Genomic DNA, 11,936 nt, shown 5'->3' on the forward strand with positions numbered 1-11,936 from the left:
GTTGACCTGTGATATCTAGAAGCTTTTTGTACTGGGAGTGAGCTTTATCCGGATTCGCATAATCCCGCCGTGCAGACAGGCGCCCCTGGCCGTGAGGCCCAATCGAAGACTGGATCGATCATGCGATAAAACCGTGATTCACCCCGATTCACCTTGCCCGGCGGAATACCACCCTCCGGAAAAGCCCATGGAGTAGCCCGATGAGCAAAATCAACCGGAATGCGCCCTGCCCCTGCGGCAGCGGCCTGAAATTCAAGAAATGCTGTCTCGTAAAAAACGACCTTGGCCAGGCGCGCCCACCGGTGGAACCGTTGCGCAAAGCCGAAGAAGAATTGTTCCACATCCTGTTCCAGCAGGCCCAAAACCAATTGGGCCCCGAAGGAATTACGGAGGCCTGGCGAGTTTTTTGCGGAAGCCGGGAAGACCTTCCCGATCCGCAGTCCCAGCCTGAGGCCAATACCTGTTTCCTGTCCTGGTTGCTGCTGCATTGGCAAACGGGAGCCGGCGAGCAGCCGCTTGAAAGCCTGGCCGGCCGCTATCGCCGTCGCATGGGCCATCGACTCCCCATCATGCAGCGTCGATTTCTGGATGAAGCCTGCCGTCAACCCTTCAGCTTTTTCGTCGTCTCCGACCTCAACCCCGGAATCTCCATAACCCTGCGCGACCTGTTCTGGCCGCGGGAACTGGAAGTGTTCGAGCAGAAAGCCTCCACATTGCTGTCCCGCGGCAATCTCCTGTACACCCAGGTACTGCCCATCGACAACGCGGCCATCCTGCTCGGCTGTGCGCCCTTTGCCATCCCCGACGCCTATCAGGTACGCCTTATCGAGGTACGCGACGCCATGCAAAAAAATCTCGGCGGTATCGATCGCAACACGCTCTTTGCCATGGCGGATCGGCTGAGGAGCTGCTATTTCGAAATCCGCAGCGAAATGCAAAAGCTGGACGAAGAGCAGGAAAATAGCGCCGGGGATACCGTGGCCACAGCACAGCAGGAAACGTCTCCCGTGACTTCCGGGAACGGGGCGCGCTTGGCGTACCGGCTGGATTGCACTGTCCGGGAGGCCTTCGAAGCGCTGCGCACCCTGAGCTGGAAGCTGGGTGACGATGAGTTACCCCCGGATACCGAGGTAAATGAACAGGGCCAGCCCCGTCGCATGGCTTTCCCCTGGCTGGAAAAAGGCAACCGCAAACCTTCCGCTGCCGACAACCCCGAACTGGGGCGCATTTTCATCGAAGGCGACCGCCTGACCATCCAAATCGCGGACTCGGAGCAAAAAGACAGCATGCTGCGTAAACTCAGCCGCCGATTGGGCAAGCAGGCCACCCTTCTGGAAACAGTCGGGTGACAGAGAACAGGTGCGACTGTCCCGCCGGGAAAGCCTGCAACTCGGGCCTTGCCGGCGGGACGCCATGCTGTATTCTGCTGGCGTAAAAAACCGTTGACACCTTCGGCGACCGGCGATATGTTGAGCGCGATAAAAATTCTCAGGGCGGGGTGAAAGTCCCCACCGGCGGTGATGTTGCCATGCGCAAACAAGCCCGCGAGCGCCTGTCCCCCAGGGAAGGCCAGCTGACCCGGTTGGAATCCGGGGCCGACGGTTACAGTCCGGACGGGAGAGAATGCATGCCTGCAGGCGCCTGCCGCCTCGACTCCCCGCGAACCACGCGCAACCCCATCACGCCTTGAGATGCAACCCTTCACCATTTCAAGGAGCGTCGTGATGTCCCTGTCTCTGCTCGACCGTTTCGGAACCCCAGTTGAACGCGTAAACAAAGCTGTAGAGCGCCTGCGCCAAGGTCGCGGCGTGCTGCTCGTGGACGATGAAAACCGCGAAAACGAAGGCGACCTGATCTTTCCCGCCGAAACCATCACGCCGATGCAAATGGCGATGCTGATCCGTGAGTGCAGCGGCATCGTCTGTTTGTGTCTGACCGATGAAAAACTCAAACAGCTTGAACTGCCGCAGATGGTTGGGAACAACACCAGCGCCAACCAGACCGCCTTCACCCTCTCCATCGAAGCGCGCCACGGCGTCACTACCGGAGTTTCGGCAGCCGACCGGGTCACCACCATCCGCACCGCCATCGCCGATGACTGCCGCCCCGACGATCTGGCTCGACCTGGCCATGTGTTCCCTCTGCGCGCCCGTCCCGGCGGCGTCCTGACCCGGCGCGGACATACCGAAGGAACCGTCGACCTGATGCGTCTGGCCGGCTACAAACCGGCGGGGGTGCTGTGTGAACTGACCAACGAAGATGGCAGCATGGCGCGCCTGTCCGAAATCATCACCTTTGCAGAACGTCACTACCTTAGCGTGGTCAGCATCGAGGATCTGGTGATGGCTATGGAACAAGGCATGGAAAAATCGGCCTGAAAAACCCCAAAGCGGAACCCGCCTGTTCAAAAGCACAGCTTTGCGGCGAGGGTTTGCCGCTGATTTTTTACGGCAATCCACGTGGCCCGACAACCGCGGGCGGGGTATGCTCAGTCCATCGACAGGCCGTCGATAAGAACGGTTGGCAAATCACAAACCAACACCTCCATTTTTGGCGCGTTGCCTCACCTCCTGAGCAACGCGTCTTTTTTATGCGCATCCCGGCCCCGGCCTTGTTACGCCGACGCCGCACGCTCTCCCCTGGCAAGGCCGGCTACTGCCAGGATTGTACCCAAAACGACCCCGAGCAGGGCCGCGAACAATACCCGATGCACTTCCGGAAGCAGGAAAGTAACGGTATGGGCCGGGATCCAGAACAGCGGCAGCGTCTTCCGGAACACAAAGCCGTACATGACCTGCCAGTCGATCTGCTGCAGCATACGACTGAAATCGATAGGACGGAAAAAACCCCTCAAGGAACCGCCGGTCTGCTGGATATGCATGTCGGTTATCCGGTGCAGCGTCATGAACATCGGCGCAAAAATCAGGTTCATGCTGACACTGATGGCGAAAGCCGCCAGCAGCTTGGCGCCGCTGACTCCCTGCTTTAAAACATCCGCCGGCAATGCCGTGAAGAATCTGCTCACCACCGCCGGTGCGCCGACGGCAAACATCACAAAAACCAACTGGATTGCAATACCCAGACACCCCCAGACGAACGCCTTCGGCAGCACGCCGAAGCCCTTCCGGTAATAGACGCCCCGTGAAATCCGCAGCCCGATAACCTCGCCCAAAGTGGCAAGAACGGCGAACTTGACGAAGCTCATCAACAAGGGCCGGGAGCCGACTGCCGCCAGATACAGATCCAGCAGCTGGCGCGACACAACGAACGGGCCGAAAAACAGTCCCAGGCACAGAATAAACAACCAATCGTTTTTTTTCACGACATTCCTCCCGATAAAAAAGAGCCCGATTCAGAATGGCGAACGGCCTCCGCCTGTCCGCCCCGCCGCATACTACCCCAAACCGGCGACAAAAAAAACTCCGAAGGCATAACGACAGACATCAACGCTGCAACTTGACAGTGACGATGGCGTCGCAACAAATGAAAACGATTGTCAATTTTAAACTTGACATCGCAGAAACGGTCGTCTATTTTCCTGAAAATTGTTTTCAATTTCACAACAGGCGTTGCACATTTGAACGGGTGTTCGCGTGCCGCGGCATGCCGCAACATGCATCAGGGAGAGACAGCCAATGTTCAGACTCAGCATGCGGGAAATGAAGGAAAACCAGAGCGGAGTTATCACCGAGGTGCGGGCAAAAGGAGAGCTGGGAAAAAGGATCCGGGACATGGGGCTGGTTCCCGGCGCCGAGGTCAAGATCCAGGGACGGGCGCCCCTGTACGATCCGGTGGCCATCCGGATCATGGGATTTACCCTCACCCTGCGCAACAGTGAAGCCGATTACATTGACGTGACCGTGGAGGACTGAAAAATGAGCACAGGTATCACCATAGCCCTGGCGGGGAACCCCAATTCCGGAAAAACCACGCTTTTCAACGCCCTTACCGGTGCGCGCCAGCACGTTGGCAACTATCCGGGGGTCACGGTGGAGAGAAAAGAGGGGGCTTACGTTCTCAACGGACAGCGGTTCAACCTTATCGACCTGCCAGGCATGTATTCCCTAACCGCCTACTCCATGGAAGAAATGGTCGCCAGGGATTTTCTGATCCAGGAAAAACCGGCGGCCATTGTCAATATCGTCGACGCCAGCAATCTGGAGCGGAATCTCTACCTTACCGTGCAGTTCAGGGAACTGGGCATACCTGTGTGCATAGCCCTGAACATGGTCGATGCGGCCCGGAAACGCGGCATCGAAATTCATGGCGAAAAGCTGTCCAGGCTGATGGACATCCCCGTGGTTCCTACCGTGGCGCGCAGCGGACAGGGCAAAACCGAACTCATGCGCGCCGCGGCACAACTGATAGAAAACGGCAGCAAAACCGAACCACTGGCGCTGTCCTATGGCAAGGACATCGACCTTGCCCTGCAAGAAATGCAGGGGATCATTTGCGCCGTGCTGCCGGACCTGAACTGCCCGCCGCGCTGGCTGGCACTGAAGTTTTTGGAAAACGACGAACAGATCCAAACCTTTTGCCAGAAACAAAGCATCGATCTGTTCATCGCCCTGGAAGCCGTCCGCAAGCAGGTCGTCAAGCACATTGACGACACGCTGGCCACCTGTCCCGAAGCAGTGATTGCCGATCACCGTTACGGCTATATCAAATCACTGATCAGGCAGGGCGTGGTCAGCCACAATCAGGACCGCAATCGCCTGTTTCTCTCCGATCGCATCGACCAGGTTCTCACCAACCGCATCGCCGGCCCCTTGATCATGCTTGCAGTTATTATGGGCCTCTACAAATTCACCTTCACCTACAGCGAATGGCCCGTCGCCTGGCTGGAAGGCCTCTTCGGATGGCTGGGCGGCATCGCCGAGTCCAACCTGGCCGACGGGCTTCTCAAATCACTGATTGTTTCGGGAATCATCGACGGCGTCGGCGGCGTGCTGGGGTTTGCCCCGATCATCATGTTCATGTTCTTCGGCATCGCGATTCTGGAAGATTCCGGCTATCTGGCGCGGGTCGCCTTCATGCTCGACCGGGTGTTTCGCAGCTTCGGCCTGCACGGTGCGTCGGTCATGCCTTTCATCGTCTCCGGCGGCATCGCCGGCGGCTGCGCGGTACCCGGCGTGCTGGCCACCCGCACCTTGAAATCGCCGCGAGAACGGCTGGCGACCCTGCTCACCGCTCCGTTCATGAACTGCGGCGCCAAACTGCCGGTCTTCGCTCTGCTGGTAGGGGCTTTTTTCGCCGAAAACGAAGCCAGGGTCATGCTTTTCATCACGATTACGGCCTGGATCGGTGCTCTGCTGGCCGCAAAGCTGCTGCGCTCCACCATCATCCGAGGCGAGTCGACCCCCTTCGTCATGGAATTGCCTCCCTACCGTCTGCCGACGTTTCGCGGGCTTCTGATCCACACCTGGGAACGCACCTGGCAATACATCAAAAAAGCCGGCACCGTGATTCTGGCCATCTCCATCCTGCTGTGGGCGCTTATGACCTTTCCCGGCCTGCCGGAGAACCGCGAGCAGAGCTTTGAAACGGAACGGGCCGCCGTCACCGCCCTCGCCCCGCGGGACATGGAAAAACAGCTGCAGGCCATCGACGCCCGCCAGGCCGAGGCCGCCCTGCGCCATTCCATCGCCGGTCGCATCGGCATCGCCATGGAAAACGTGACACGCCTGGCCGGATTCGACTGGCGAACCAACATCGCCCTGGTCGGCGGCTTTGCCGCCAAGGAAGTGGTGGTTTCCACTCTCGGCACCGCCTATTCCCTTGGAGCAGTCGACCCGGAAGAAACCGCCTCCCTGTCCCAGACCCTGGCAAGCTCGCCGGCCTGGAATCCGGCGGTCGCCCTGAGCCTGATCGTGTTTACCATCTTCTATGCCCCCTGCTTTGTCACGGTGGTGTGCATCGCCCGCGAAGCCGGCTCATGGAAATGGGGGGCCTTTTCCGTGATCTTCAACACCACCCTGGCCTTCATCCTGGCAACCCTGGTCTACCAGATCGGATCCTTAACCCTGTTTGGAGGATAACGGCCCATGGAAAAACTGCTGGTTGGCACGATTGTTCTGATAGCCGCTGTTTATGGCATCCGGCAACTGCTCCAAAAATTCAACACAGCCAACATGAATTGCTGCACAGGAAATTGCGGCACCTGCCATCAACCACTGACATCCGAAAAGGAGAAACACCGTGCATCGACAGAAGGCGAAACCCAACGCCATGATCGCTAAGGGCAAATCAGGTTCCATTTTTCTGATTCTGGGACTCGCATTAACTTTTCCGGCCTGGGTTCTGGCCGCCGAACCTGAAACCCGGAGTCTCGCCGACCGCGTCGCAACGCTGGAGGAATCGGCTGGCGGTCTGCACAGCTGGCTGGACCGCATCAGCATCGGCGGACTGATCGAAGTGGAAGCAGCCTATGTCAACGTCGATTCCGATGACCCCGACGCTGACGGCAACGAAAGCGACCTGACCCTGGCGACGGTGGAACTTGGCATCGATGTCGATTTCGTCAAACATGTCTCGGGCCACGTCCTGCTGTTGTGGGAAGAAGACGAAACCGAACCGTTGGACGTGGATGAAGCCTTCATCCGTCTCGACGGAGAAGACGTGGTGCCCATGTACCTGCAGGCCGGAAAAATGTATGTCCCCTTCGGCAACTTCGAAACCCACTTCATCAGCGACCCGCTTACGCTGGAGTTGGGTGAAACCCGCGAATCGGCGGTGGTCATCGGCTACGCCAGTGACTTGCTGGAGCTGTCCTTCGGCGTTTTTAACGGCGATGTCGACGAAACAGGCAAAGACAGCCATCTTGACAGCTTTGTCGCCAGCGCGGTCTACAACATGCCGCGTGAAGCCATTCCCGGACTGGCATTGAGTGCCGGGGTATCCTGGATTTCCAACCTGGCCGACAGCGATGTGCTGTCGGAGGAAATCGACCACAGCATCCGTCGAAAAATCAATGGCGTCGGAGCCTTTTTCAGCGCCACCTGGCAGGATCGCCTGACCCTGATCGCCGAATACGTCGGTGCATTGGAAAAATTCAGAGCCGGTGAACTGGCCTTCGACGACGGGCAGTCCCTGGAGCCCAAAACCTGGAACACCGAACTCGGCTACGCGGTCACCGACAAACTGACTGTCGCCGCCAGATACGAAGGCGGCGACGACCTCGGCGATCTGCTGCCGGACAACCAGTACGGAATCGCCGCCAGCTACGGGCTGTTCGAAAGCACCACCCTGTCCCTCGAATATCTGCACGGCGAATTTGAAAACCACGATAACCAGGACGTGCTTACCGCACAGCTCGCTTTCGAATTCTGACCCCTCCCCTGGGCTTTCGTCCCCGGGGCCGGCTACAGACCAGCTCCGGGGAACGAGGGCTGCATGATATTACATTCCAAACCGGCGCCATTTGGGCGTTACGGGGAACTTTTCCAACCAGAGCAACACCAGAGCTACAAGTCCGAAAATCCCGACCAGGGCATATTCCCACCAACGTAAAGAGACCCGCTTCCAGTAGCGGAGCACCATCAGCAGCAAAACACACAGCAGATTGCCGATTGCCCCGAGACCGGCAAATCGGGTCGGCTCCAGGCGCAAATGGGCAAAGGTACGGGTGATGTCCTGCTGAACCAGGCGCAACGGGAACAGCACGGCGGCAACCTGTTCCCGTCGGCGCATGGATAAAATGTCCGACGCTTCCCGGGGTTGGTAATATTCCCGCCGGATACTGAAATCGGGCGTCATGGCCTGCCCCAGGCTGCCCCCGCAGGGATCCGTTACGTCCCCGCTGACCACGCACTTGCCAAGCAGATCGGCCCACAGGCTGAAACGGGTCCGGTCGGCATCAAACCCGGAAATCGGGATAGCATGCAAAGACAGATCCTTTTGCATGACGCCAAAAACCTTGGCAGCGGTGATGATAAGACCAAGCAATTCGCTGCTACGGTGTTCCATCAGAATCATGCCCCGCACCACGCCTGTCGGCAGCACACCGCCCGCACGGCAGACCGGCGCCCCACGGGCCATTTTGAGCTGAAACAAACGGTTTTGCCCATCAAGCAGCAGATAACCTTCGTCGTAATCCTTGCGCGGGTCGGGATTGCCGGCCAAAGCCCGCACCGGGAAACTGAATCCTGCCCCGCGCAGGGCCGCCGTGAAGTGTGTGCTCTTGCCCCGATCGACACAACCGGTCCGGGGGTTGATAAACTCCAACGCGCTGCGGGCGGCGCTCAGGCGGAAGAAATCGCTCGGCAACTCCAGCCTGGCCCCCTCCGGTTCGCTTTCCAGCAGCAAGTGCAGCCTGGGTTCCGGCGCATTCCAGTCATGCGGATGAAGGGTCAGGTATCGCCAGCTGTTGCGGGCCTGTTCCGGAGTGAGGTGGATCCCCTGAATATTGTCGGGAAAAGCGTTCCATTTGAGCAGGCTGTCCGCATGCAGGATCGGCAGGGCATAAACCATCTGTCTACGGCTCAGCGGCGTGCCGTCCTCCAGCTCGATGCGGCTGTGCCCCGTGCCCGACGGACCGATCACCTTGTCGGGGAACTGTTTTACAACGACAAACTGTTCATGGACCGGACTGTAAAAAAGCTTGTGGCGCACCTGCCTGGGCGTGGCGAAACGCCAGTACAGATCGGGAAGCAGCGAACACAAAGACAGGATGATCAAGGTCAGACTGATGGCACGGGCAAGACGGTAGATTAATCTCTGGTCGGGGGCACTTGACAAGCGCAGACAGGCGAAAAAAGCCAGTGCGCTGAAAAACAGCAAAAAAACCGCATACAGGCCGGAAGCGTGCGCCTGCAGACCGTATCCCGCAAAAGGGGCCATCAACCCATGCATGGCGATACAGGCAAGCAAGACAAAACCGCGAAAAACCATGCTGTCGTTATAGAGAAGCGCCGCGCAACCCAGATAAACAATCAGGCTCAACAAACTCCACGGCAGCAAGGTCAGCAACACCGGCCCGATAATATCGGTCGGGATGTGAAAAAAGAACATGGTGCCGGCAAGCAGCATATGAGCAACCAGGTTGGCCGTCAGCATGATTATCATGCCACAAAGCAACGTCATGCCGACCAGTTTCTCCGGTGGCAAAGGCGTGTGAAAGAGCAGGCGCAACCGCTTGCCACGCACTTCCGGCCAGACCTGCATAAAGGCCAGCAGCACGCCGGCCACCAGCAGCACCCGGAAACTCCTGAAAAAAAGGGGTTCCCGGGTCAACAGTGTGAAAACCAGACCGAAGCTTCCGTGCGCGCGATGCACGGCCTTGAGAATCAGAAAACTGTCTACAGTTGCATAGAACAACAGCAGTGGCAAAAGCCAGACTATGTATCGCAATTTGATGCGTTCCTTCAACAGCAAGGAATGCAAAGGTGAACGCCTGAGCATTTTCAGTACTTTCCGGTCAAACCGATAAAGGCATCTTCAAAGTTCATTGGCAACCGCCGCAGCGTCTCATGCGAAACACCGTGCGCATCCAGATAGCCGGCCAACTCTGCGCCGGTAATAAAGCCATGCACGAGGGTCCGCCCACCCACATGCTCCACGCGCACCAACATTTCACCCTCCTCGAGCCGCTCCGCAGATGGCGAACGCTCGAAACTGAAGCACTGGAACTCCTCCATAAAGGCCTGCTTGCGGCCCGAAATGCAGACCCGGCCATGGTCGAGAATGATGAGATTATCAATGATCGGGTCCAGTTCCTGAACGATGTGGGAGGTGATTAAAATGGTGGTTCCATATTTTTGCACATACTCTCCCAGATACTCGACGAACAGCCGCCGATAACCGACATCAAGCCCCATGCTGTAATCATCGAGGATCATCAGATCGGGGCGCTGCGCCACGATGAGCCCCAAAACCACTTGAGATCGCTGTCCACAGGACAAGCGGCCAAGCGTACGCTCATAAGGCACCTGGAGACGGTTGACCAGATCGAAAAAAAGTTCGCGCTCCCAGCGGGGATAAAAACCGGCGTAATAACGTTCCAGTTCGGCAATGGACATGAAGTCATACTGAATGAAGCGCTCGTGGAGAAGGCCAATGCGACTGCGAGTCGGAGGCGACAAGGCGTGACCGGGCTCACCAAGAACCCGGCAAAATCCAGCGGTGGGACGCAGAAATCCCATGATGATATTGATAATGGTGGTTTTTCCGGCGCCGTTTTTACCCAGAAGCCCAAACACGCCGCCCTTTTGCACACTAAAGGATATGTTGTGCAAAACATCCATTTCACCGTAGGTGTGACACAGTTGCTCGCATTCGATGATCACTCTTATTTTCCTTTAGACATTTTTGCAGATGGGCCGGGAATCGGACCGCCGCCAAATTATCGTTTGTAAAAACGACACAAGAGCTTGATCCGGATTGCAGGCCGAAGCATACAGCCGGCAGGCACAGGCATGGTGTTGACACTCCCTGCCGCGCAATGCATTTTTAATCCGGAGCTTTCCCCAAACAGAACAGGCCGGGAAAATCCCGACCTGCCTTAATAAACTCCTATTGAATTATCCGCGGCCGGAGAGCACCGGTCTAATCAAATAAACCCACGCCGCCGATGGAATAGGCGCGCCGCCTGGGAGTCCCCTTGATTTCCGGGATATGCAGGCGGCTGCCCGCCTTGAGGGGATCGGAAAACAGCACCGTGGCTCCGGTTTTCTCATCATAGGGAACCCCCACCGGGCCCGCGAAAGCAAAACCGAGGATATCTCCGGCCTGCACGGCCATGGGCACATCAAGCTCGACCTGGGCCATGCCGGGCTTGGCGACTTCCTGCAATTCCGACACCTTCACCACCTCCCATACGTTCTGGGCTGGCCGCAGTACCAGCACCCGCAACCTGCAGGGCACGATAAAGTACCCCCGCACCGCCAGCAGGGTTCCGCTGCCAGGGATGCGATTGCCATGGTCGACCAGGGTGAGATTCTCTTCGCCGCTGTGCTGGCGATTCACCAGTTCGGCACCGATGTAGTCGAAAAAATCCTGCCTGATGGAGAATTCCCGCAGGGCATCCATCTGCGCCTGCACGAAACCGCGCATGGACTTGCGCAATTGCTCCGCCTCTTCGACCCTGGCGCGCTTTTCCCGCTGCAAGGTACCCGATACCCGCGTCAGATCGGCGACCTTTTCGTCCAGAGAAGCCTTCTCCCCGGTAAGGTCCGCGATGTTCTGCTGGGCAAGTACCAGCTGCTGCTGCAGGAGCCGATTCTCTTCCTGCAAACGTAGAAGAGCGTCTCCCGAGCCGGAGCACCCCGACAACAACGCCGCAAACAGCAGGCCCGCTGTCAGACTGGATAATTGGCGCATACATACCTCCATAACAAACGGCAACCAAATCACTGCATACTTTAACAGATTGGCCCGATGGACGAAACCGGGAAGTTGGAATTTTAATATTCCGGCATCCAGCGGACTTTTCGGTCTTTCAATAAAAAAGAGGCAATGCCGATATTTCCCGCATCACCTCTTTTCATTTCATGAATGGCAGCATTTATTCGCTGCTTTTCTCCATGGCCTCAAGCTGCTGTTTCAACACCGTCAACGACTGCTCAAGCGCATCGATCTGAGCCTTGAGCTGGTTGCTGTCCGGAGCCTGCGCGATTGGACCCGGTACAGGATAGGCAGCAGGAAAACCCCACCCGCCAAAACCGCGCCGCCAGGCCATGGCCCGGCCACCGCCGCGCCCCCGGCCCATGCCGAAACCTGCACCATAGGCAAAGCCAGGCATATCAAAACCGGCGCAATACCCCATCCGCCGACCGGTCAACGGCCCATATCCCATCGGTCCTGTTCCATCTCCACGTGGCATTTCGCCCTCCTTTCCGCCGCTTGCGCGGCCTCTGCGGGATCCTTTTCACTATTGCGATCCACGCAAATTGCTTGTAGATGTTCTTTACACTTAAAAGATAATACCCGTGTGCCGCCTT

General features: G+C 57.8%; 11 protein-coding genes and 1 riboswitch. Of the genes, 6 read left to right on the forward strand and 5 right to left on the reverse strand.

The window, feature by feature from the left end; all coding sequences use genetic code 11:
- The first annotated feature begins 200 nt into the window (after window positions 1-200).
- Window positions 201-1,349: a YecA family protein gene (locus tag A6070_RS11315; protein WP_072285852.1), complete on the forward strand. Its 1,149-nt coding sequence runs from the start codon at window positions 201-203 to the stop codon at window positions 1,347-1,349.
- A 131-nt stretch (window positions 1,350-1,480) separates the two neighbouring features.
- Window positions 1,481-1,629: riboswitch (FMN riboswitch) on the forward strand.
- Between the two features lie 95 nt (window positions 1,630-1,724).
- On the forward strand, window positions 1,725-2,378 hold the full coding sequence (ribB, locus tag A6070_RS11320; RefSeq protein WP_072285853.1) for a 3,4-dihydroxy-2-butanone-4-phosphate synthase: 654 nt from the start codon (window positions 1,725-1,727) through the stop codon (window positions 2,376-2,378).
- 236 nt (window positions 2,379-2,614) lie between these two features.
- Here the strand turns inward: ribB and A6070_RS11325 are convergent, their stop codons facing one another.
- Complete coding sequence (locus A6070_RS11325) at window positions 2,615-3,322, reverse strand: Mpv17/PMP22 family protein (RefSeq protein ID WP_072285854.1); 708 nt, start codon at window positions 3,320-3,322, stop codon at window positions 2,615-2,617.
- Between the two features lie 313 nt (window positions 3,323-3,635).
- Between A6070_RS11325 and A6070_RS11330 the strand changes: the two genes are divergently transcribed.
- From A6070_RS11330 to A6070_RS11345, 4 genes are read left to right on the forward strand one after another with little or no spacing between them, the layout of a single operon-like run.
- Window positions 3,636-3,872, forward strand: a complete 237-nt coding sequence (locus A6070_RS11330; RefSeq protein WP_072285855.1) for a FeoA family protein — start codon at window positions 3,636-3,638, stop codon at window positions 3,870-3,872.
- A gap of 3 nt (window positions 3,873-3,875) precedes the next feature.
- Complete coding sequence (gene feoB, locus A6070_RS11335) at window positions 3,876-6,038, forward strand: ferrous iron transport protein B (protein ID WP_072285856.1); 2,163 nt, start codon at window positions 3,876-3,878, stop codon at window positions 6,036-6,038.
- Between the two features lie 6 nt (window positions 6,039-6,044).
- Window positions 6,045-6,239, forward strand: coding sequence for a FeoB-associated Cys-rich membrane protein (locus A6070_RS11340; protein ID WP_072285857.1), 195 nt, complete (start codon window positions 6,045-6,047; stop codon window positions 6,237-6,239).
- Window positions 6,199-7,329, forward strand: a complete 1,131-nt coding sequence (locus A6070_RS11345) for an LbtU family siderophore porin (RefSeq protein ID WP_145926351.1) — start codon at window positions 6,199-6,201, stop codon at window positions 7,327-7,329. Before A6070_RS11340 ends, A6070_RS11345 begins: the two co-directional genes overlap by 41 nt.
- Window positions 7,330-7,398: 69 nt before the next feature.
- On the opposite strand, the gene A6070_RS11350 is transcribed toward A6070_RS11345, so the two are convergent.
- The 4 genes from A6070_RS11350 to A6070_RS11365 all read right to left on the reverse strand — a co-directional run bounded on the left by A6070_RS11350 (window position 7,399) and on the right by A6070_RS11365 (window position 11,818).
- Complete coding sequence (locus tag A6070_RS11350; protein ID WP_158515879.1) at window positions 7,399-9,348, reverse strand: DUF4857 domain-containing protein; 1,950 nt, start codon at window positions 9,346-9,348, stop codon at window positions 7,399-7,401.
- A gap of 53 nt (window positions 9,349-9,401) precedes the next feature.
- Window positions 9,402-10,283, reverse strand: coding sequence for an ABC transporter ATP-binding protein (locus A6070_RS11355; protein WP_201257966.1), 882 nt, complete (start codon window positions 10,281-10,283; stop codon window positions 9,402-9,404).
- 259 nt (window positions 10,284-10,542) lie between these two features.
- Window positions 10,543-11,316 carry a hypothetical protein gene (locus A6070_RS11360; protein WP_072502089.1) on the reverse strand — a complete coding sequence of 258 codons (774 nt, stop codon included), beginning with the start codon at window positions 11,314-11,316 and terminating at the stop codon, window positions 10,543-10,545.
- Window positions 11,317-11,500: 184 nt separating this feature from the next.
- Entirely contained in the window at window positions 11,501-11,818 is a 318-nt protein-coding gene (locus tag A6070_RS11365; RefSeq protein WP_072285861.1) for a DUF5320 domain-containing protein, read from the reverse strand.
- Window positions 11,819-11,936 lie beyond the last annotated feature (118 nt).

Source organism: Syntrophotalea acetylenica (assembly GCF_001888165.1).
Taxonomy (GTDB): Bacteria; Desulfobacterota; Desulfuromonadia; order Desulfuromonadales; family Syntrophotaleaceae; genus Syntrophotalea; species Syntrophotalea acetylenica.

Bases quoted from the DNA above. Each gene is read 5' to 3' on its own strand.
- A6070_RS11315 (WP_072285852.1), top strand. From the start codon at position 201: ATGAGCAAAATCAACCGGAATGCGCCCTGCCCCTGCGGCAGCGGCCTG.
- ribB (WP_072285853.1), top strand. From the start codon at position 1,725: ATGTCCCTGTCTCTGCTCGACCGTTTCGGAACCCCAGTTGAACGCGTA.
- A6070_RS11330 (WP_072285855.1), top strand. From the start codon at position 3,636: ATGTTCAGACTCAGCATGCGGGAAATGAAGGAAAACCAGAGCGGAGTT.
- feoB (WP_072285856.1), top strand. From the start codon at position 3,876: ATGAGCACAGGTATCACCATAGCCCTGGCGGGGAACCCCAATTCCGGA.
- A6070_RS11340 (WP_072285857.1), top strand. From the start codon at position 6,045: ATGGAAAAACTGCTGGTTGGCACGATTGTTCTGATAGCCGCTGTTTAT.
- A6070_RS11360 (WP_072502089.1), bottom strand. From the start codon at position 11,316: ATGCGCCAATTATCCAGTCTGACAGCGGGCCTGCTGTTTGCGGCGTTG.
- A6070_RS11365 (WP_072285861.1), bottom strand. From the start codon at position 11,818: ATGCCACGTGGAGATGGAACAGGACCGATGGGATATGGGCCGTTGACC.